Raw genomic sequence first — 20,876 nt, forward strand, 5'->3', positions numbered from 1 at the left:
TACCGTACGGGTCGCCTCAGTCTAGGCGGCTGTGGACGGCGGGCCGACGGGTCCGACAGGGGCTCGCCACCCGGTCCGGTCGTAAGCGCGCCGGAAACCGGTCGTCAGGACTGCGCGGGCGGCGTCCAGCCCTGGCGGCGCAGGATCTCCGAGACATCCGGGCCCCGGTAGTGGTCGCCCTTGAGGACCTTGCCGTCGGCCCGGCGGGAGACCGTACCGTCCGGGCCGATCTTGGTCATGTTGGCGCGGTGGATCTCGGCGATGACGGCGTCGAGGTCGATGCCGTGCACGAGGGCGGTTCCGTAGGCCACGTACACGAGGTCGGCCAGTTCGTGCGCCAGCCGGTCGAGCGGTCCGGTGACGGACACCTCGGCGACCTCCGCGGCCTCCTCGGCGAGCAGCTCCCCACGGTGCGTGGCCAGCTCCGGGGAGACCTCCGTCGGCACGGTACGGGCGTCGAGCCCGAAGGCGCGGTGGAACTCACGGACGAGGGAGGCGGGCGAAGGGTGCATCCGGCGACCCTACCCGCTGCCACGGCCCGCTCCCGTGGGCCCGTGGTCTGCCGCCCTGGTCAGGGGCGCCCTCGGACTGGCAGGATCGCGCGCATGTTCACGCCACTCCCCCGCATCGGCCGGCGCCGCGCGCTGCTGGGCTCGGCGGCCTCTCTCGCGGCCCTCGGGCTGCTGCTGTGGTGGCTGCTGCCGATCGGCGAGGAGTCCCCGAGCGGAACGGTCACCTTCAGTACGGGCACCCCGACCGGCGTCTACCAGAAGTACGGCACCCTGCTGCAGCAGGCGATCGCCAAGGACCTGCCGAGGGTGGACGTCCGGCTGCTGAACAGCGACGGGTCCCAGGAGAACGTGCGACGGGTGGCCACGGGATCGGCGGACTTCACGATCGCGGCCGCCGACGCGGTGGAGACGTACAAGCTGGAACACAAGGCCGGGGCCGGCCGGCTGCGCGGTTGCGCACGGCTGTACGACGACTATGTGCACCTGGTGGTGCCGCGCTCGTCGACCGTGCGGTCCGTCGCGGATCTCGAGGGGCGCAGGGTCGCCATCGGCCCGGGCGGGTCCGGGGTACGACTCATCGCGGAGCATGTGCTCGAGGCGGCCGGTCTCGACCCGAAGAAGGACATCACACCCCTGTCCGACGGCATCGGGACCATGCCCGACCTGCTCAGGCGGCACCAGATCGACGCGTTCTTCTGGTCCGGCGGGCTGCCCACCGGCGCGATCACGGAACTGTCGAAGCACTTCGCGATCCGTCTGGTGCCGATCAGCACCGATCTGGTGGCCAAACTGCACGCACAGGGCGGCGCCTCACGTTACTACCGGGCCTCGGTGATGCCCGCCGACGCCTACCCGGACGCCCAGCAGGGCTCCGCCGTGCAGACCGTGGCCGTCGCGAACCTCCTCATGACCCGGGAGGACATGGACCCGGGCCTGACCGAGCAGCTCACCCGTGCCGTGATCGACAGCCGGGACCGGATCGGCGCGCAGGTCCACGCGGCCCAGCTGGTGGACCTGCGCACGGCGATCTACACGGACCCGTTGGCCCTGCACGAGGGCGCGCGGCGGTACTACGAGTCGGTGAAGCCGTAGCGTCTCTGGTTGGCTTAGCGAGGCTGAGCGTTGCTCAGCCTTGCAGCCAATCGCCTTCGTGCCCTGGTACTGAACGACAGGAGCCGCCAGCCCGCGTGGCACGTCCCTCCGGACGCTGGTCGACCGGGCCGTAAGACCCGACCGAGGAGGGTGCCCGACGCCGCCTGGGCGCCGGGCGTGCGCGTAGCACTCTGCCACAGGTTCACTACGCTTCGCTAATCCAACTGGTGAGCCTTCGCCCCCGGGCACCCCACGCATACGGCGAACCGGACGGTGGCCGGCGACTCCGGACCCCCGCCGCGGCCTCATCGGCCGCGTCCCCGAAGCTGACCGAGCCGGGGCCCTTACGACGCCTCGCCGTCCACCGTCCGCGGCACACTCACCGTCACCCTTAGTCCGTGCGGCACATGACGCCCGTACGCGATCGAACCCCCACCCGCCTCCAGCAGCGCCCGCGATATCGACAGACCGAGCCCCGACCCCTTGATGTTCTGATGCGCCGCGCTGCGCCAGAAGCGATCGCCGACCCGGACGAGTTCCTCGTCGTTGAGTCCCGGCCCGCCGTCGGTGACCACCACCGAGGCGGTGTCGCCGACGGCCGTGACCTCCACCTCGACGCACTCCCCCTCGGGCGTGAACTTCACCGCGTTGTCGATGACCGCGTCCAGGGCGCTGGACAGGGTGACGGGGTCCGCCCAGGCGGTGGTGGGCGGGCAGTTCCCGGTCAGCCGTACGCCCTTGGCCTGTGCGGCCGGGTCCCAGGCCGCGACGCGCTCGGCGGCCAGGGCGCCGATGTCGGTGAGCCTCAGGTCCGCCTCGGCGTGCTCGGCCAGCGCCAGGTCGAGCAGATCGTCCAGGACCTGGGCGAGGCGCCGGCCCTCCGTGCGGACCGAGGCGATCTCCTCGTTGTCCTCGGACAGTTCGAGAGCGAGCAGCTCGATACGCAGCAGGAGCGCGGAGAGCGGATTGCGCAGCTGGTGCGAGGCGTCGGCGACGAAGGCCCGCTGCTGCTCGAGGACTTCCTCGACGTTGTCCGCCATCTCGTTGAACGACCGGGCCAGCCGCCTGAGTTCAGGCGGTCCGCCTGCGGCCGCGACACGCGATTTGAGGCGTCCGGTCGCGATGTCGTGGGTCGTGGCGTCCAGGACCCGCACCGGCCTGAGCACCCAGCCGGTCAGCCGGAGCGCCGCGCCGACGGCGAGCAGCATCGCGGCGATCTCACCGGCACCGATGAACAGCCAGCCGTGCAGGATCCTCGACCGCATCTGCCCGGTGGGCGACTCGGTGACGACGACGGCGATGACGTCGCCGTCGCGGATGACCGGCGAGGCGACCACCAGCCGGGCGCGCTGCCAGGGCCAGACCTGCCGGGGGTCATGGCTGCGGCGCCCGAGGAGGGCCTCGTTGAAGGCGTCGCGGCCGTCGCCCGTCTTGGGCAGGTACCAGTCCTCCGGCGCGTTGGCCATGGGCACGTCGTCCCGGTAGAAGACACCGGCCCGGATGCCGTACACGCCGTAGTACATGGCGAGTTCCTTGCGCAGGGTCTCGCCGCGCTCGTCCCTTGTGTCGCCGTCGCCGCTGTCGGGGCTGTCGCCGCCGACCCGGAGGCCGTTGCCCGGCCGGTCGGTGACGAACTGGGCGAGGGCCGCGAAGCGCGCGGTGTCGTCGATGCGGTCGACGACGACCCGCTGCTGCTGCGCGGCGGCGAGGCTCACCGCGAGCGGCACGCCGAGCGCGAGCAGCACGGCCGCCATCAGGACGATGAGCAGCGGAAGCAGTCGTGCGCCCAACCTGTCCCCGCTATGCGGCTGAGGCGACGAGCCGGTACCCGACGCCGCGCACGGTCTCGATCAGCGCGGGCATGCGCAACTTGGAGCGCAGCGAGGCGACGTGCACCTCGAGGGTGCGCCCGGTCCCCTCCCAACTGGTCTGCCACACCTCGCTGATGATCTGCTCGCGACGGAACACCACGCCGGGCCGCTGGGCCAGCAGGGCGAGTAGATCGAACTCCTTGCGGGTCAGCTGGATCGCGGAACCGTCCACACTGACCCGGCGATTGGGGAGTTCTATGTGCACCGGGCCGAGCCGCAGCGCGGTCTCGGTCGCGCCGGTGTCGTCCAGGTGCGGGGTGCGCCGGCTGACGGCGTGGATCCGCGCGAGCAGTTCCCCGGTGTCGTACGGCTTGACCACGTAGTCGTCGGCGCCGAGGTTCAGGCCGTGGATCCGGGAGCGGACGTCGGAGCGCGCGGTGACCATGATCACCGGGGTGCTGGTGCGCTTGCGGATCTTGCCGCAGACCTCGTAGCCGTCCTGGTCGGGCAGACCGAGGTCGAGCAGCACGACGCCGAATCCGGCGCCCTCGGGTACCAGCGCCTGGAGGGCCTCCTCGCCGCTGCGGGCATGCGTGACCTCGAAACCGTGCCTGGCCAGCACCGCGGACAAGGCGGCCGCGACGTGGTTGTCGTCCTCGACGAGAAGCAGTCTCATCCCGGCCCCCTCCGGTCTCTCGGCTTCGCGGTCCCCTCGCTCCCGCCTGTACAAGAACGTGCTCTCGCCTTGTACTGGAAAGCGTCATCCACGCGAACGCGTGCACCCGCGTGCATGCACCAAGGCAGTCACGCCGATGAACAAGGACGCCGTCAAGAGGGTTCGGGTTGCGGGCGGCTTCCGTTACCCAGCCGGTACGCGCCCGGCGCGCGGCCACTACGGTTCGTGCCCGGTCGCTACCGGATTGTGATGCTCAGATCTCCCTCAGATGTAATGACGCTGGTCGCACGGCATCACTACTTTCCTCCGAAACCGAGCGAGGACGGAGCGAGTCAGCACATGACCGAAGTATCGGTGGCCAAGGACTCGGTGGCCGCGACCGACGAACTCGTCGTTCTCAGGGGCGTCAACAAGCACTTCGGCGCGTTGCACGTGCTCCAGGACATCGACCTGACCGTCGCCCGCGGCGAGGTCGTCGTGGTCATCGGGCCTTCGGGGTCCGGCAAGTCCACTCTCTGCCGCACCGTCAACCGCCTGGAGACCATCGACTCGGGCGAGATCCTGATCGACGGCAGGCCGCTGCCCCAGGAGGGCAGGGAACTGGCCCGGCTGCGCGCCGACGTCGGCATGGTCTTCCAGTCCTTCAATCTCTTCGCGCACAAGACGGTGCTCGAGAACGTGATGCTGGGCCAGGTCAAAGTCCGCAGAACGGAGAAGCGGAAGGCCGAGGAGAAGGCACGCGGCCTGCTCGACCGGGTGGGCGTGGGCGCCCAGGCGGACAAGTACCCCGCGCAGCTCTCCGGCGGCCAGCAGCAGCGCGTCGCGATCGCCCGCGCGCTGGCGATGGGCCCCAAGGTCATGCTCTTCGACGAGCCGACCTCGGCCCTCGACCCCGAGATGATCAACGAGGTCCTCGAGGTCATGCAGCAGCTCGCCCGGGACGGCATGACGATGGTCGTCGTCACGCACGAGATGGGCTTCGCCCGCTCGGCCGCCAACCGGGTGGTCTTCATGGCCGACGGCCGCATCGTCGAAGAGGCCGCGCCGGACCAGTTCTTCAGCAGCCCGCGCAGCGACCGGGCCAAAGAGTTCCTGTCGAAGATCCTGCACCACTGACACCGACCCATCACCGCCGCGGGCTCCGGTGCCCTCGTGTGCCCGGTTGCACGCAACGCCCAACCTGCCGACCCGAAGGATGTCCACCCATGAAGTTCCGCAAGTCCGTCCCCGCGGCGGTCCTCGCCACCCTCGCACTGGCCCTGACGGCCTGTGGCGGCGAGTCCGGAAACGCCGGTGACCAGCCCGCCGGCGAGAGCACCGGGGCGAACGCGCCGAAGCTGCCGACGTACGCCGTCGCCACCGACGTGAAGATCGACTCCCCCACGCTGAAGAAGGCCCAGCAGGCCGGCAAGCTCGTCATCGGCGCCAAGAACGACCAGCCGTTCCTGGGCTTCGAGGACACGACGGGCAAGCGCTCCGGCTTCGACATCGAGATCGCCAAGATGGTCGCCGCCGACCTCGGCTTCAAGCCCGAGCAGATCGAGTTCAAGACCGTGGACTCCAACGTCCGTGAGACCACCATCTCCAAGGGCGAGGTCGACCTGTACGTCGGCACGTACACGATCAACGACGAGCGCAAGAAGCAGGTCGGCTTCGCGGGCCCGTACTTCCACGCCGGCGCGGACCTGCTCGTACGCAAGGACGAGACGGGCATCACGGGTCCCGACTCGCTCAAGGGCAAGACGGTCTGTTCCATCAAGGGCTCGACGCCGCTTCAGGAGATCAAGAAGCCCAAGTACGGCGCGAAGACCGTCGAGTTGTCGAAGTACTCCGAGTGTGTGCAGCAGCTGCTCAACAGCGAGGTCGACGCCGTCACCACCGACGACGCGATCCTCAAGGGCTATGCCGCGCAGCGCCCCACGAAGCTCAAGGTGATCGGCAAGCCGTTCACCGAGGAGCCGTACGGCGTGGGCATGAACAAGGACGACAAGGCTCTGCGCGACGCCGTGAACGACGCGCTGGAGAAGCACGAGAAGAACGACGACTACAAGAAGGCGTACGAGGCGACGCTCGGCCTGTCCGGCTCCCCGTACTCGGAGCCGCCGGCCGTCAACCGGTACTGACGCACTGCTGAGACGTCGCCTGCCCGGCGTCGACCGAGCCGGCCGCTGCGGACCCACCACCGAGCGGGTCCGCTGCGGCCGGTCGGCCCGTGCCGGCGACGCCGTCCGGCGCACCGCCCCGGAGGCGGCCTTCCCTGCCCGAACACCGCCACGAGGACCTCCCCGTGAACGTATTGCTCGACCATCTCGCGGACTTCCGCGAAGGGTTCATAGGCACCGTACTGCTGACCCTGGCCAGCGGACTCCTCGCGATGGTGCTGGGTGTCATCATCGCCGGGTTCCGTGTCTCCCCCGTCCCTCCGCTGCGGATGTTCGGCACCGCGTGGGTCACCCTTTTCCGGAACACCCCTCTGACGCTGCTCTTCCTCGTGGCGTGGTTCGTCGTCCCGGTCATCTTCGTGCCGGGCATGAGCCCGTGGACGAAGGCGCTGCTGGCCCTGAGCTTCTACACCTCGGCCTTCGTCTGCGAGGCGGTGCGGTCGGGCATCAACACGGTGCCCCTCGGCCAGGCGGAGGCCGCCCGCTCCCTCGGCATGACCTTCTCGCAGACGCTGCGCCTGATCGTCCTGCCGCAGGCGACACGCACCGTGATCGCGCCGCTGAGCTCGATCTTCATCGCGCTGACAAAGAACTCGGCGATCGCGGGCGCGTTCAGCGTCACCGAGCTGTTCGGCTGGCAGAAGACGCTGAGCGACCAGGGCTATGCCATCGCCTGGATCTTCGTGTGGGTGGCCCTGGGCTACCTCGTCATCACCTTCTCGATCAGCGGCCTGTTCCGGCTGCTGGAGCGACGCATGGAGGTCGCACGATGACCGCGAGCGTTCTGTACGACGCGCCGGGCCCCAAGGCCCGCGTGCGCAACCGCATCTTCACGGTGCTCGGTGCGCTGGCGTTGGTCGCCCTGCTCGCCTTCGTCGTGTACCGGCTCGACGCCAAGGGCCAGCTGGACCCGAAGATCTGGAACATCTTCAACAACGCGGGCGTGCGCACCAACATCCGCGACGGCGTCCTCACCACCTTGAAGGTGTTCGCCGTGGCCGGCGCGCTGTCCCTGGTGCTCGGGCTACTGCTCGCCGTGGCGAGGCTGTCGGAGCACCGGCCGGTCCGCTGGTTCGCGACCGGCTTCATCGAGCTGTTCCGCGCCGTCCCGCTGCTCATCACCATCTACGCCTTGTGGGTGGTGTTCCTCACCTACAAGAACGATCTCGGCATGGTCGGGGACAACACCGCGTTCTGGGGTCTCGTCATCGGTCTGTCCGTCTACAACGGCAGCGTCCAGGCCGAGGTGTTCCGCGCCGGCATCAACGCCGTGCCCCGGGGACAGGTCGAGGCCGCCTACGCGCTCGGTCTGCGCAAGTACCAGGTGATGACGGCCCTGTTGCTGCCGCAGGCGGTGCGCTCCATGCTCCCGACGATGATCAGCCAGCTGGTGGTCACCCTCAAGGACACCTCACTGGGCTACGTCATCACGTACACGGAGCTTCTGTTCGCCACTCGGACGATGGCCTCCAACATCATCGTCAACGGGGAGAACCCGTTCACAGCGGTGGTCATCGTCTCCGGCGCGATCTACATCGCGATGTGCCTCGCACTCTCCTCGCTCGCGACCTGGATCGAACGGCGGGGGCGTCGTACCAAGACCGGTGTCGCCGTCGCGGCGGCGGCCGAGCCGGCCGAGCAGCCGGGAGTGCTCGACGTCGCCGGAGGGCCCATCGGCCCGGCCGACGGCGTTGCGGACCGCACGGTGAAGTAGCCGCGGAGCCAGCATGTGCAGGACGGTGCGTCCCGGGACGCTGAGACGTCCCGGGACGCTGTGCACCGGCAGTACTCGGACAGGGCCGAGGCTTGTTTCTGAATAACTGTCAGGGTTGATCTTCCGGATGGTCCTCGTCAGGCAAGCGAACTCGAAGCTGTTCGAGGGTCCGGGCGGGCGACCCAGGCAGCGGTGTAACGGCGATGCGATGCAGGTCCAGGAGCCGGTGCCCGTCTTGGAACTGGTTGGAGAGGTTGGTGCGGGTAACGCCCAGCAGCTGGGCCAGGAGGGTGCTGGTGATCGCCCTGCGTCGGCGTAAGAGCGCTGCCAGGAGGCGGTGGTAGTGGTCCAGGCTGCTGGTCTGCGGGTGGAGGTAACTGCGCGGACGGTGGAAGCGTCGCTGGAAGGCCGCTTCGGCCAGGGCGTCCCAGTACGGCTCGGAGACTGCCACCAGGCGTTCGAAGTCGGACCGCGGCATGCCGGTCAGGGCCGGATTGCTGAGCATCGTGGTCAGGTCGGGGTCGATCCGCCGGGCGGTCGCCGGCGTCTGTGGCGTTCGGGGCGGGACTGGCGCCAGGGTGTAGTTCCAGTCGCCGTGGAACGCGTCGGGCGTGATTGGCAGGGCCTGGAACTCGGCGGCGGTCACCGTAGTGCCCAGGCGGTAGCTGCCGGTGTCCAGCTCGGCGTCGATGGTCAGCCCGGTGCGTGTGGTCGTCGCGGCGATGGTTTCGATGACGACCTGGTAGCTGGTCAGTGGTCGGCCGCGCCAGTTCGCGGTGATGTGGCAGAACATTCGGTGGTGAAGTCGGCCCAGAGCGCGGTCTCGTCTTTCGATCGAGCCGTTTCTCTGGGCCGCTTCCCGCACCCGGCGTGCCGCTCTCACGGCACCGGGCGCTCCACAAGTCCCGTCAGGTTGTTGGTGATTGCCCTCATCCGGATGGCCAGGGAGAAGGGATGGCTGATCCTCGGTATCGGTAACGCGTGGTGCGTACCTTGCCGGGATCGAACAGCGTCCGTTCCTCCCCTGCTGGCCACCACCCCCCGCCGCAGTAGCGGCGGCGGAGGTCCCTCCGGTTGATCCGGTGGTGCTTGCGGCGCAGCCACTTCATGACCTGGCCCCACGTGTACGAGCTCAGGTACTGGAAGGTCGCGCTGGACACTCCGGGGCGGAAGTACATGCACCAGCCGAACAGCATCTTGTTGATCTGGATGAGCAGTTCGTCCAGTGGCAGGCCGGTGGCCGTTCCGCGGCGGATCGCCTTGACCTTGTCCATCGCGGCCTTGAGGGCCTTGCGCGAGGGATAGGTGTAGACGTAGCAGCGGCTGGACCCCCGTTTGCGGTGGCGCTGGATGTGCCACCCGAGGAAATCCAGTCCCTCGTCGATATGGGTGATCAGGGTCTTCTCCACGGACAGGCGCAAACCCATCGTGGACAACACCTCCGCGATCTCTTCGCGCAGAGCTTCGGCGTCGTCCTTGGTGCCGTGGACCATCAGGCACCAGTCATCCGCGTACCTGGACAGCCGGTAGTTGGGGTGACCTTGACGACGCCGCTTGGCCCGCGCCCAGGGCGTAGACCCCGGGCCTCCCGGCGACTGGGCGATGTACTCGTCCAGGACCGACAGAGCCACGTTGCTCATCAACGGCGAGAGAATCGAACCCTGCGGGGTCCCGGCGGTGGTCTCCCGAAGCACACGGTCCTCGCCGAGGATGCCCGACTTCAAGAACGCCTTCACCAAGGCCAGAACGCGTTTGTCTCCGACGCGCTTACGCACCCGATCCATCAGAGCGGAGTGCGAGATCTCGTCGAACGAAGCCCGGACTCACTACCCGCATCGAGGACCTCGCGGCCGCGTTGCGCGCTGGGGCCGCGGGGTTGTACTGCGCGGTGGCGGCCGTCGAGTTGCTGATTGGCCAGGAACGGTGGCTGCGCCGCGACGACTTCATCGCGGACTTCGTCGAGATCGTCCCTGCTGCGGACGGGACGCCGATGGCGTTCGTCGACTGGTCGCGGGTGGCAGCCTGTCTGAAGCGCGGGCGGCTGGCCTGCTCCACCGGCGAGGGCCAGGTGCTGCGGCTGTGCGCGAGCCTGGTCGAGGGCGTCCCCGTTGACCTGGGCACCGTGTTGACCAGCGTGGACGCACCCACCGTGGTACTGGTGGCCCGCGCCGTGCTGCGCGCCGGCGGCTGTGCGGAGGTCGCTCTGCCCTTGCGAGACGGTGGTGCGCGGTGAGGTCCGTGCAGGTGGTCAGGGACCACCACCCGCTCAAGGGCCGCAGCCTTCAGGTACTCGGCCAGATGCACTGCCGGGGACGGCTGGAGCTGCTGCTGGTCCTGCCGGACGGGAGCAAGTCGCTCATCCCGGCCGCCTGGACTGACTTCCCTCAGGACAGGGAAGAAGCCACCGGCGCCGGAGACGATCGCATCAGGCAACTTGCCTCGTCGGTCAAGCTGTTGGAGGCGCACGGGCTGGTTTCCTCGCTTCTCGCCCGGGCGATCGCTGGGCGGGAGCAGGCTGCACGGCAGTCACCGTGCAAGGAGGACGACCGTGCAGCCTGTCCAACTCAGTCTGCTCCCCGAGCAGGTATCCCCGCCGCAGAACCAAGTGATCGGCCGACTCCCGCAGCCCCAGCTGCAAGAGGCCGTCACCCAGCTGGCCCATCTCATCGCCAAGATGACCGCCGCACGCCGAACGGAGGCTGACGATGAGTGAGCACAGTAAAGTCACCGCGTCCCATCGACAAAGAGCGGCGATCGTCTACGTGCGCCAGTCCACTCTGCTTCAGTTGGAACGCAACAGGGAGTCCACGGCCCGCCAGTACGATCTGGGCCAGCGTGCGGTGGCGCTCGGGTGGTCCCGTGCGCAGGTCAGCGTCGTCGATGAGGACCAGGGCATCTCCGGCGCCAGTGCCCTGGGGCGGTCCGGGTTCGCCGGGCTGGCCGCCCGGGTCGGCCTGGGCCAGGTCGGGATCATCCTCGCGCTCGAGGTGAGCCGGCTGGCCCGCAATAATGCGGACTGGTACCGGCTGCTCGACCTCGCGGCGATGACCGACACGCTGGTCGCCGACGCGGACGGCGTCTACCACCCGCGCCGGTTCGACGACCGCCTCGTGCTGGGCATGAAGGGGACCATGGCCGAAGCTGAGCTGCACATTCTGCGGGCCCGCCTCGACGGCGGGGTGCGCAACAAGGCCGCCCGCGGGGAACTGCGACGCGGCCTTCCCGTCGGTCTGGTCTGGGGCGAAGCCGATGGCGAGATCCTCTTCCATCCCGACGAGGCCGTGGTCGGCGTGATCCGCGCGGTCTTCGAACACTTCGCCGCCTGCGGCTCAGCGCGCGGGGTGTGGCTGTGGTTGCGCGAGCAGGGCCTGAAGTGGCCGCTGCAGCCGACCGGGTACGTCAACGGCACCGAGATCGTCTGGGTCGAGCCGACCTACCACGCGGTGCACAACACGCTCACCCACCCCGCCTACGCCGGTGCCTACGTCTACGGCCGCACCCGCTTCGAACGCCGCCTCGACACCGACGGCACCGTGCGCACCCACCGCCGCGTCCTGCCCCGCGACCAGTGGCAGGTCCTGATCGAGGACCACCACGAGGGCTTCATCACCTGGGAGGACTACCTGGCCAACCAGGAGAAAATCAGTGCAAACACCCGCCCGCGGCGTCACGAGCCCGGCACCGGCGCGGTCCGTGAGGGGTGCGCGCTGCTGCAGGGCCTGGCCGTCTGCGGCATCTGCGGGCGCAAACTCGCCGTCTTCTACCAGGGCCCTGCCAAGGCCACCCCCGGCTACTACTGCACCGGATCCGGACAGCTGGTCGACGGCCGCGGCACGCGCCACCTGCAGGTCGGCGGGCAGGCCATCGACGCCGCGGTGGCCGCCGCGTTCCTGGCCGCGCTCACCCCCGCCGCCCTGGAAGCCTGCCTCAAGGCTGCCGACCAACTCGAAGCCGACCACGACACGGCGCTTGCCCAATACCGGCGCGAGGTCGAGCGCGCCCGCTACGACGCCTTGCGCGCCGAGCGCCGCTACCGAGCCGTCGACCCGGACAACCGCCTGGTCGCCCGCGGCCTGGAGGCCGACTGGGAGAAGACGCTCACGGCCCTGGCCGCCGCCGAGGCCGAGCTCGCCCGCCGCGATCGCCGCCAGCCCACCGCCCTCACCGCGGCCGAGCGCGCCACGGTGCTCGCCCTCGCCGACGACCTCCACCCGGTCTGGACCGCCGAGACCACCACCGACAAGGACCGCAAGCAGCTGCTGCACACCCTGCTCGAGGACGTCACCCTCACCGTCCACCGCGACGACTCCGACCCGCGCGCCGAGGCAGTCATGCGCTGGAAAGGCGGCGCGATCAGCAAACTGGTGGTGCCGATCCGCCGACCGCAGCCGAAGATCCGCACCGACGAGGACACCGTCGACCTCATCCGCCGCCTGGCGGTGCACTACCCGGACGCCCAGATCGCCGGGATCCTCAACCGCCAAGGTCGGCGCACCGCCCGGGGATTGTCATACACGGCCAGTAGAGTCCAATCACTACGGCACCACTGGGGCATCCCCTGCCACACCAAGAGCGACAAGCCGCAGGAAGGAGAGCTGGTCACCGTGGCCCAGGCCGCCGACCGACTCGGTCTCGCGCCCTCCACCCTGCATCGCTGGCTGGGCGACGGCTTCATCGCCGGCGAGCAGGACACCCCCGGCGCCCCCTGGCGCATCCGCCTCACCGACGAACTCCGTGCCCTATTCGTCGAGGACGCCCCCGACGGCTGGCTCGCCATGCTCGAGGCCACCCTCGCCTACGGCGTCTCCCGCCAGACCCTGTTGCAGCGTGTCAAGCACGGCGAACTGAAGGCCGTCCACGTCCGCACCGGACGCAGAAAAGGCCTGCGTATCGAGCCCCCGACCCCTCAGAACAGCCTGTTCTGACCCCCACAATCAGCACAAGGAGCAGTGTGACGATGCGTCAAAGCAGGCTTTGATGTCGCCCTCCACGATCCACTCATACGACTTGGACGTGAAGAAACGCACCTCGGCCACCGCGTCATGAGCCCGGCGGTTCGGACGGAACCCGTAGGAACACGGGAGGAACTCCGTCTCGAAGATCGGCTCCAGCACCAGCTTCAAGGATGCCTGCACCACCCGGTCCGCGATCGTGGCGATCCCCAGCCGGCGCAACTTGCCACCTGGCTTGGGGATCATCCGCTCCCGCACCGGCAGCGGACGGAATCTGCGGTCCTTGATGCTGTCCCGCAGCCCGCCGAGGAACTCCTCGACTCCCGTCCGCGCCACGATGGACGCCGCAGTGCGGCCATCCACCCCGGCGGTCTTCGCACCCTTGTTACCCCGCACCCGATCCCACGCGACCAGCAGGAACGCGGGATCGGCGACAAGGTTGAACAGATCATCAAACCTGCGATGAGGATCATCACGGGCCCAACGGTGCAGCTTGGTCTGGATCTCCAGTACCCGTCGCTCCGCCACATACGTGACGGCCTCAAGTTCGTCGGTATTCACCGGCGAAAACCTCCTGGTCTTCCAGCACTTCGGCCACAGACTTGCTGGCCCCCTTCGCCATGCACGCACCTCTCGTGCGCTCGGACTACTACGGGACCTCCGCCACGCACTGGAGCCGTCAGCCGACGACGGGCCTGCCCACCGGCTGACTGGGTGCCAGCCGGGAAGGGCGATTCCAGCACGCTTCCCACGTTCACCACTCTCCGGTCGACGAGCGAGCCGCCCAGCTCTACCCCGACAGCATCGCCACGCCTACGCCGCAGGCATTCAGCGTGGCCTTCTCACCAGCATCGAAAGACCGGCTTCGAAGTCGTCACCCGACGGGCGACGTGCGCTGCACCCAGCCCATATCCTCCAGATTGGAGCCGGTGGAACACTTACGGGACGTCAGGCACTGGTTCCTCTCGTACGGCGTCTCGTCTTGCTTGCCGGACACGCGCCGTCTGGAAGTACCGACGCGCTCCGTCGTTGTCAGGGCTGCTCCTACCTCCCCGCGCGTCTCCACGGATCGGCTGCCCTCAGCTTCACCGGACTGCTGCGACAGTCCGGCGGCAGGGACCTTTCACCCCTGCCCGGTAACAGGTGAGGTCGACCCGGAGCGCGGTACTGGCCTCACGACCAGCCCGTTTCTCCGGGTCGCCTCCCGAACCCGGCGTGCACCGCTAAGCGCACCGGGCTCTCCACAAGTCCCGTGGGTCGGTGTTCACTTCATGCTGTGCTCGGCCACAGTGTCGGGATGCGTGTTCCCCGGTAGTAGTAGCGCTTTGCGCTCACTCTTGCCGGATCGAACAATTCCTTCCCGCCCTCGGCGGGCCAGATGCCGTAGCGTCGGCGTAGTACCTTCCAAGGAACGCGCCGATGCTTGCGCTCCTGCCATCTGATGATCTCCTTCCAGAGATAGGCCCTCAGATAGCTGAAAGTCGCGTTCGAGCACCCGTACTTGAAGTACGCGGTCCAGCCCCGCAGCATCCGGTTGAGCTGACGCAGCAGGTCTTCGAGCGACAGGTTCGTGCTCCGCCGGCATATCGTCTTCACCTTGGCCATGACGGCCACCAGGGCCTTCTTGGCTGGATAGACGTAGACGTACTGTTTGCCGGTGCCTCGCTTCTGGTGGCGCTGGATGCGCCAGCCGAGGAAGACGAGGCCCTCGTCGATATGGGTAATCAGGGTCTTCTCCGGCGACAGGCGTAAGCCCATCGTGGACAGGACCCCGGCGATTTCTTCCCGCAGGGCTTCAGCGTGTGCCTTGGTGCCCGACACGAGCAGGCACCAGTCGTCCGCATACCGCACGAGACGGTAGTTGGGCAGACCTTGACGGCGTCGCTTGGCCCTTCCATACGGGCTGGCTCCGGGGCCGCCCGGCCCTTGGGCGATATGCTCGTCCAGGACCGAGAGAGCCACATTGCTCAGCAACGGCGAAAGAATCGACCCTTGCGGAGTCCCAGCGTTGGTATCCACCAGCGTGCCGTCCTCATCGAGGATGCCAGCCTTCAGAAATGCCTTCACCAGATCCAAGACACGTTTGTCTCCGACCCGTTCCCGCACCCGGCCCATAAGAGCGGTGTGCGAGATTTCGTCGAAGCAGGCTTTGATGTCACCTTCAACAATCCACTCATACGAGCGGGATGCGAAATGGTGCACCTCGGCCACTGCGTCGTGAGCCCGGCGATTCGGACGGAATCCGTAGGAACACGGGAGGAAATCCGGGTCTTCGAACTTGATGGGGGTGCGGCGGTGACGGGCGGGCTGGCCGGTCACTCTGTGTGAGGTGGTTGGGGTGCGGGTGGCCCAGATGCAAGGAGCCCGCGGGCCTTCGTGATCATGGTTGTTGTCTAGGCAACCGATCATGAAACCCCACGGGCTTGAACATCGACGATACCGGGATCAACGAGGCGGCAACGCGACTTCTGGGGCTGGAGGGGGTGAGTGTGACGCAGGTCAAGGACGATGGGGCGGGCGGTTCGACGGTGTACGTGGTCACGAACGAGGACTCCGTCCGGGCCTGCCCCGCCTGCGGGGTCTTCGCCACCCGGCTGAAGGACTACCGCACCACCCGGCCCAGACACCTGCCCAGCGGTGGGCGCCCGGTGAGCATCCGATGGCGCAAGGCACGCTGGCACTGCACCGACCCCGCGTGCCCACGCGGCTCGTTCACCGAGGCGATACGCGCGGTGCCCGCGGGGATGCGCACCACCACCGCCCTGCGCCAGGCGGCGGGGGCCGCGGTCTGCGACGGCGGCCGCACCGTCGTGCAGGCCGGCCGCGACCTGCACCTGAGCTGGCCGATCGTGCAGCAATGCTTCGAGGACTACGCCGCCCAGGTCCTGCCCGAGACCCCGCCCGCGACCTCGGCGATAGGGATCGACGAGACCCGGCGGGGCAAGCCGGTGTGGAAGCAGAACCCGGCCACGGAGAAGTGGGAACTCGTCGCGGACGCCTGGCACATCGGTTTCGTCGACGCGATCGGCGGACAAGGGCTGTTCGGCCAGGTCGAGGGCCGTAACGCGGCCTCGGTCGCCGACTGGCTCACCGCCCAGCCCGCCTCCTGGCGCGAGCAGGTCCGCTACGTCGCCATCGACCTGTGCTCCACCTTCCGTGCCGCCGTCCAGCGTGCCCTGCCGCATGCGGCCGTGGTCGTCGACTGCTTCCACATCGTCCAACTCGCCCAGCGCCACCTCGCCGACCTGCGCCGCCGCCTCACCTGGAAGCAGCACGGCCGCCGAGCCCGCAAAGGCGACAGCATCTACACCGTCCGCAAACTCCTGCGCCGAAACAAAGAAGACCTCACCGAGGACCAACACACCCTCTTTAAGGTCGAGTTGGACCACATGGGCACCTACGGCCGACAGATCTACACCGCCTGGCAGGCCAAAGAACTCCTGCGCGACCTCCTGCACCTCGCCGTCAGCCGCGCCCACACCACCCCCGACCACTCCGCGATCTCCGCCGCCCGCCACCGCTTCCTCGCCCACGTCGCCGACCACGCCCACCTGCCCGAACTCGTCACCCTCGCCGAGACCATCGAGCAGTGGTGGGACGGCATCGAGACCTACCTGACCACTGGAATCACCAACGCCGCCTCCGAAGGCAACAACCGCCTCATCAAACTCGAAGCGCGTAACGCCTTCGGCTTCCGGAACCGAGCCAACCAACGACTCCGGTCACGCTGTGCAACCACACGCCGGAGCCGCCGGGAGGCGCACCCCCACTAAATTCGAAGACCCGGAAATCCGCCTCGAAAATCGGCTCCAACACCAGTTTCACGGACGCCTGGACTACCCGGTCTCGGATGGTCGCGACCCCCAAGTAGCGGACCTTGCCGCCAGCCTTGGGAATCGCGCGTCGCCGAGCCGGGAGGGGCCGGAAGGTGCGGGCTTTGAGATCATCTCGCAGTTCCGAAAGGAACCCCTCCAGCCCCCGCACGGACTCGATGTAGTAGGCGGTCTCGCCGTCCACTCCCGCCGTGCGCGCGCCCTTGTTATTCCGCACCCGATCCCAGGCCACCAGCAGGAAGTCCGGGTCCGCGGCGAGGTTGTACAGATCATCGAACCTGCGATGAGGGTCATCACTGGCCCAACGGTGCAGCTTGGTCTGGATTTCCAGTACCCGGCGTTCCGCCTTGAGTAAGACGTATTCCAGTTCGTCGGTATTCACCAACGGCCTCCCGGCATTCCAGCATCCTTATTGCCGACTTGCTGGCCCCCTTCGCCATGCGCGGACCTCTCGTCCGCTCGGACTACTACGGGGCCTCCGCCCCATCCCGCGCCTTCGACAGACGACGTATCTATCCCAAGAACCCGGATGGATTCCGGGCCCGGGGAACAACGCGAGATGGTTCCCGTGTTCACGGTGAATCGATCGGTCAGTCCGGCGCCCAGCTTTGCCCCGGCAGCATCGCCACGGTTACGCCGCAGGCTTTCGCCGTGGCCTCCCCACCGACACGCCAAGTCGGCTACGGAGTCAGCCCGCTCAACGAGCGAACTGTGCGCTACAACCCGGCCCATATCCACCAGATTTGAGCCGGTGCCACGCTTACGGAGCTTTACCACTGGTTCCTCTCGTACGCCCTCTGATCTCGCTCGCCGGACCCGGCCCGTCTGGTAGTTCCGAGCAGTCCCGGCTTTGTCAGCGCTGCTTCCCGCCCTCCCCGGCGTCTCCCGGATCGGACTGCGCTCAGCTCCCACCAGGCTGCTGCGACAACCTGGCGAGGAGGTCTCGCACCTCCTTCGATTCACCGCGCCTCACGGCGCACCGGCGCCTCGTGGCGCACTTCGATTTTGTTCCATTTCGACGTGCCAGGCGGAAAGTGGCAGACCGTGATCTCCAAGCCGCTCTCCAGGGCGAAGGCGGCCAGGTGTTTCTTCCACGTCCAGCGACGGGGATCGTTCGAGCCGCCGGCGTCGGCGGTGATCAACAACCGGGTGGCGTCCGGGTGGTCGCCCCGTCCGCGGCGCTGCCACCAGCGGCGTATGGACTGCACCGCGAACTCGGCGGTGTCGTGGTCGGTCCCGACGTTGACCCAGCCGGTGTTGGTGGCGATGTCGTAGATCCCATACGGGATGGCGACGGGCTGGTCGCTGGTAGTGAAGGTGTGGCAGTCGACTTTGATCGGGTCCATGCCCGGCCGCCAGGTGCGACCGGGCCGGTCTCGGTTGCCGAGCCATTCCTTGGCCTTGGTGTCGACGCTGATCACCGGCTGTCCGTCGTCGAGGAAGGCGGTGGCCGTGGCGTTCAGGTGGGCGAACTGGGCGTCGCGGTCCGGATGGCTGGCACCCTCGGTGGTCTTGACGGTGCCCTGCAGGCTATAGCCGAGGCCGTGCAGCAGGCGCCCGACGGTTGCGGCACTGACCGGATGGCCCTGTGACGTCAAAGTCGAGGCCAGGGCCCGCAGCGACAAGGTGGTCCATCGCAACGGGGAGACGGGATCACCCCGGGTGTGCGGCTCGATCAACGACTCCAGCGCCGCCAGCAGGCCGGGGTCGGCGACGGTCAACGGCTTGCGGCCAGCTCCCGCAGCCCGGACCCGCCGCGTCGGCACCGGGTCCCCGGCCAGCTCGGTGACGCCACGCGCAATGGTGGCGGGACTGGTCCCGGAGGCGGCAGCAACCAGAGCGATCCCGCCGTGGCCGATGGCCGCGGCCTCGCTAGCCAGGTAGAGCCGACGGCGGCGCTCGTCGAGATGCGGCAGGATCCGATCGAACTTGGCCCGTAAGGCGGTGACGGGCGGACGCACAGTCATGGTCCACCGTCCCACCAACTTCGCCTGAACAAGCACTAATTGAAATACAAGCCCCCGGCCGCGCGGAGACCTGCCGGATCGGGTCTTCGCCGCCTGCCCCTCGGACAAGACTGGGGCGCCGCCGGTCCGCGATCGGCGTCATCGACCATCGCTCGAGCCCTTCACCTCGGTCGGGAGACAGTCAAGGACCACGTCCACACCCTGTGCGTCAAACTGCGCGCCGCCCATCGGATCCAGGCCGTCCGCATCGCTGGACAGACCGACATCGCGACCCCGCCCGCCCGAGGACGTCACTGACTGAAGCACCGTCAGCGACGCCGCAACCACCGTGGCTTGACGCAAGCAGTGGCAATAGGTTGCATACGTTCTGTGATCGTGCAGCCTGCTCCAATCTCCTGTTCACAGGCGTCCCACGGGACACCGCCACGGGCAGGGGGCGCCACACCGTGGACCCGGTGATCATCGTCGGCGCGGGGCCCGTGGGGCTCTCGCTCGCGCTCGCGCTGGCACGCCAGGAGGTGCCGTCCGTCGTCCTCGACGAGGGCCCGGGCAAGGACGAACAGCGGGCCGCTCGCACCGTCGTACTGCGCGAGGACACCGCCGCGCTGATGGAACGGCTGACCGGGGTGCCGCTCAGCGAATACGGACTGCGCTGGACCGGATGGCGATCGATGCGGCGCAAGCAGGTGATGCGCGAGATCGTGTTCGAACCGGCCGAGGTGCAGCGGGAGCGCGCAGGCGGGTACGGCCCCGCGGAGAGCCCGACGGGCCCGGCCGGCGAGCCCGTCTTCGCCGGGGGTCCCGCCCCCCTGCACATCGCCCAGCATGTGCTCACCGGCGCCCTGCGCGCGGCCCTCGCGGGCGAACGGCTCGTCAAGGTCACCGCCGACAGCCGGCTCGACTCGATCGAGCAGGAGCCGTCCGGTGTCACGGTGCACACGCGCGGGCCGAGCGGCACCTGGTGGCGCGGCAGTTTTCTGATCGGCTGCGACGGGCCGCGCTCGACGGTGCGCAAGCTCATGGACATCCGCTTCCCGGGCCGCACCGCCGTGGAGCGTCATGCCGTGGCAGCGCTGCGCACCGAACTTCCCTGGCCCGGCGAGGCGTTGCTGCACCGGACGCCGCCATGGCGCGCATCGGGCCCGTCGGGCGGGGAGATCATCGCGCGCCCCCTGCCCGACAGTGTGTGGCGCCTCGACTGGCTGCTGCCGCCGGGCAAGGACCTGGTCACCCCCGAACTGCTGGTGACCCGTGTCCGGGAGACCCTCGCGGGCTGGCACGGCGGCACCACACCCGCCTACGACCTGCTGGACACCGGCGTTCACACCGTCCACCACCGGCTCGCCCGCCGCTGGCGCGCCGGCCGGGTCCTGCTCGCCGGGGATGCCGCGCATCTGCTCGGCGCGCTGGGCACGCAGGGTCTGGACGAGGGCCTGAGGGACGTCGACAACCTCGCCTGGAAGCTCGGGCTCGTCTGGCATAACGGCCCCAACGAGGCACTGCTCGACAGCTACCAGGCGGAGCGCCGCGCCGCGGTCGCGGCCCGCCTGCGCGCCGCCGACCAGGCACTGCCACTGCTGCGCGGCGGCGGGGGGCTGCGTACGTACGTGCCCGGCTCCGCCCGCGGCCACGACGCACTGCTCGCGGACGGCCATCTGGGGCGCGGCGTGCTCGGCGCTCCGGGGACCTACGGCAACTCGCCGCTCACGCCCCCGCCCTCCGAGTCGGTGACGCCGGTGGGTACCGAGCCCGGGGCGCCGGTGGTGGATGTGCGGGTGACCGCCGAGGACGGCTCTTTCGTTCGGCTGCGGGACCGGCTGGGGCGCGGGGCTCTGCTGGTGGTGCTCGTCGCGCCGGGCACCGGCGTGTGGGAGCGCAAGCACTGGGTGTCGGCCGGGATCATGCCCCGGCTGGCAGCGGCGGTGACGGCCCTGCCGCACACCGCGGAACTGCTGGTCGCCGAGAGCTACCCGGGCGCGGCTCCGCACACGGTCCTTCTGGTCCGGCCCGACGGCCACTTGGTCACGGCGCTCAGCGGGGTGCGCCCGGCGGAGCTGTATCAGGCCGCGGAGGCGACGCTGGGCGGCCCGGCGAAGACGGAGGCGGCGGCAGGCACGGGCTGAGGGTGGGAACCGGGCCGGTCGCGGGCCGCCGTCC

18 protein-coding genes and 3 pseudogenes are annotated in these 20,876 nt (G+C 68.8%); 12 read left to right on the forward strand and 9 right to left on the reverse strand.

Annotation, left to right across the window (positions count from 1 at the left end; translation table 11 throughout):
- Positions 1-104 precede the first annotated feature (104 nt).
- On the reverse strand, positions 105-512 hold the full coding sequence (locus tag ACQEXA_RS17470; protein WP_432933411.1) for a MazG nucleotide pyrophosphohydrolase domain-containing protein: 408 nt from the start codon (positions 510-512) through the stop codon (positions 105-107).
- A gap of 93 nt (positions 513-605) precedes the next feature.
- Between ACQEXA_RS17470 and ACQEXA_RS17475 the strand changes: the two genes are divergently transcribed.
- A complete protein-coding gene (locus ACQEXA_RS17475; protein ID WP_432933409.1) occupies positions 606-1,604 on the forward strand; it encodes a TAXI family TRAP transporter solute-binding subunit in 999 nt (332 codons plus the stop codon).
- Positions 1,605-1,948: 344 nt separating this feature from the next.
- On the opposite strand, the gene ACQEXA_RS17480 is transcribed toward ACQEXA_RS17475, so the two are convergent.
- Both ACQEXA_RS17480 and ACQEXA_RS17485 read right to left on the reverse strand, forming a co-directional pair.
- On the reverse strand, positions 1,949-3,394 hold the full coding sequence (locus ACQEXA_RS17480) for an ATP-binding protein (RefSeq protein ID WP_432933407.1): 1,446 nt from the start codon (positions 3,392-3,394) through the stop codon (positions 1,949-1,951).
- Between the two features lie 10 nt (positions 3,395-3,404).
- Positions 3,405-4,091 (reverse strand): response regulator transcription factor, encoded by a 687-nt coding sequence (locus tag ACQEXA_RS17485; protein ID WP_432933405.1) that lies wholly within the window; start codon positions 4,089-4,091, stop codon positions 3,405-3,407.
- A gap of 339 nt (positions 4,092-4,430) precedes the next feature.
- On the opposite strand from ACQEXA_RS17485, the gene ACQEXA_RS17490 reads away from it, so the two are divergent.
- The 4 genes from ACQEXA_RS17490 (at position 4,431) to ACQEXA_RS17505 (ending at position 7,967) form a co-directional block, all read left to right on the forward strand.
- Positions 4,431-5,207, forward strand: a complete 777-nt coding sequence (locus ACQEXA_RS17490) for an amino acid ABC transporter ATP-binding protein (protein WP_432933403.1) — start codon at positions 4,431-4,433, stop codon at positions 5,205-5,207.
- Positions 5,208-5,296: 89 nt separating this feature from the next.
- Positions 5,297-6,214 (forward strand): glutamate ABC transporter substrate-binding protein, encoded by a 918-nt coding sequence (locus tag ACQEXA_RS17495; protein ID WP_359397946.1) that lies wholly within the window; start codon positions 5,297-5,299, stop codon positions 6,212-6,214.
- Positions 6,215-6,378: 164 nt separating this feature from the next.
- Positions 6,379-7,026 carry an amino acid ABC transporter permease gene (locus ACQEXA_RS17500; protein ID WP_359397948.1) on the forward strand — a complete coding sequence of 216 codons (648 nt, stop codon included), beginning with the start codon at positions 6,379-6,381 and terminating at the stop codon, positions 7,024-7,026.
- The gene (locus ACQEXA_RS17505; protein ID WP_432933400.1) at positions 7,023-7,967 is read left to right on the forward strand and encodes an amino acid ABC transporter permease; all 945 of its coding nucleotides are present in this window, start codon (positions 7,023-7,025) and stop codon (positions 7,965-7,967) included. Before ACQEXA_RS17500 ends, ACQEXA_RS17505 begins: the two co-directional genes overlap by 4 nt.
- A gap of 137 nt (positions 7,968-8,104) precedes the next feature.
- Here the strand turns inward: ACQEXA_RS17505 and ACQEXA_RS17510 are convergent.
- Positions 8,105-8,775 (reverse strand): annotated as a pseudogene (locus ACQEXA_RS17510) (ISAzo13-like element transposase-related protein); the annotation flags it as partial.
- A gap of 121 nt (positions 8,776-8,896) precedes the next feature.
- Positions 8,897-9,751 carry a group II intron maturase-specific domain-containing protein gene (locus tag ACQEXA_RS17515; protein WP_433128467.1) on the reverse strand — a complete coding sequence of 285 codons (855 nt, stop codon included), beginning with the start codon at positions 9,749-9,751 and terminating at the stop codon, positions 8,897-8,899.
- A gap of 71 nt (positions 9,752-9,822) precedes the next feature.
- Here ACQEXA_RS17515 and ACQEXA_RS17520 point away from each other — a divergent pair, with 71 nt between their 5' ends.
- The 4 genes and pseudogenes from ACQEXA_RS17520 (at position 9,823) to ACQEXA_RS17535 (ending at position 12,892) form a co-directional block, all read left to right on the forward strand.
- Positions 9,823-10,200, forward strand: a complete 378-nt coding sequence (locus ACQEXA_RS17520; protein WP_359412606.1) for a hypothetical protein — start codon at positions 9,823-9,825, stop codon at positions 10,198-10,200.
- Positions 10,201-10,211: 11 nt separating this feature from the next.
- A pseudogene (locus tag ACQEXA_RS17525) lies at positions 10,212-10,352 on the forward strand (DUF5372 family protein); the annotation flags it as partial.
- A 163-nt stretch (positions 10,353-10,515) separates the two neighbouring features.
- The gene (locus tag ACQEXA_RS17530; protein WP_359412609.1) at positions 10,516-10,680 is read left to right on the forward strand and encodes a hypothetical protein; all 165 of its coding nucleotides are present in this window, start codon (positions 10,516-10,518) and stop codon (positions 10,678-10,680) included.
- The gene (locus ACQEXA_RS17535) at positions 10,673-12,892 is read left to right on the forward strand and encodes a recombinase family protein (protein ID WP_432920226.1); all 2,220 of its coding nucleotides are present in this window, start codon (positions 10,673-10,675) and stop codon (positions 12,890-12,892) included. The genes ACQEXA_RS17530 and ACQEXA_RS17535 overlap by 8 nt, the downstream gene beginning before the upstream one ends.
- Before the next feature lie 9 nt (positions 12,893-12,901).
- Here ACQEXA_RS17535 and ACQEXA_RS17540 read toward each other — a convergent pair whose 3' ends face one another.
- Both ACQEXA_RS17540 and ACQEXA_RS17545 read right to left on the reverse strand, forming a co-directional pair.
- On the reverse strand, positions 12,902-13,480 hold the full coding sequence (locus ACQEXA_RS17540) for a reverse transcriptase domain-containing protein (protein WP_432926038.1): 579 nt from the start codon (positions 13,478-13,480) through the stop codon (positions 12,902-12,904).
- A 708-nt stretch (positions 13,481-14,188) separates the two neighbouring features.
- Positions 14,189-15,238: a reverse transcriptase domain-containing protein gene (locus tag ACQEXA_RS17545; RefSeq protein WP_433130538.1), complete on the reverse strand. Its 1,050-nt coding sequence runs from the start codon at positions 15,236-15,238 to the stop codon at positions 14,189-14,191.
- 104 nt (positions 15,239-15,342) lie between these two features.
- Here ACQEXA_RS17545 and ACQEXA_RS17550 point away from each other — a divergent pair, with 104 nt between their 5' ends.
- Positions 15,343-16,692 (forward strand): ISL3 family transposase, encoded by a 1,350-nt coding sequence (locus ACQEXA_RS17550; RefSeq protein WP_433130510.1) that lies wholly within the window; start codon positions 15,343-15,345, stop codon positions 16,690-16,692.
- On the opposite strand, the gene ACQEXA_RS17555 is transcribed toward ACQEXA_RS17550, so the two are convergent.
- On the reverse strand, positions 16,583-17,134 hold the full coding sequence (locus ACQEXA_RS17555) for a hypothetical protein (protein ID WP_432933388.1): 552 nt from the start codon (positions 17,132-17,134) through the stop codon (positions 16,583-16,585). The genes ACQEXA_RS17550 and ACQEXA_RS17555 overlap by 110 nt on opposite strands.
- Before the next feature lie 610 nt (positions 17,135-17,744).
- Positions 17,745-18,719, reverse strand: a pseudogene (locus ACQEXA_RS17560) (ISAzo13 family transposase); the annotation flags it as partial.
- A gap of 39 nt (positions 18,720-18,758) precedes the next feature.
- On the opposite strand from ACQEXA_RS17560, the gene ACQEXA_RS17565 reads away from it, so the two are divergent.
- Both ACQEXA_RS17565 and ACQEXA_RS17570 read left to right on the forward strand, forming a co-directional pair.
- The gene (locus ACQEXA_RS17565) at positions 18,759-19,016 is read left to right on the forward strand and encodes a LuxR C-terminal-related transcriptional regulator (RefSeq protein ID WP_432933386.1); all 258 of its coding nucleotides are present in this window, start codon (positions 18,759-18,761) and stop codon (positions 19,014-19,016) included.
- 149 nt (positions 19,017-19,165) lie between these two features.
- Entirely contained in the window at positions 19,166-20,842 is a 1,677-nt protein-coding gene (locus ACQEXA_RS17570; protein ID WP_432933384.1) for an FAD-dependent monooxygenase, read from the forward strand.
- The last annotated feature ends 34 nt before the right edge of the window (positions 20,843-20,876 follow it).

The organism is Streptomyces sp. CA-106110 (assembly GCF_050936285.1).
Lineage (GTDB): Bacteria > Actinomycetota > Actinomycetes > Streptomycetales > Streptomycetaceae > Streptomyces.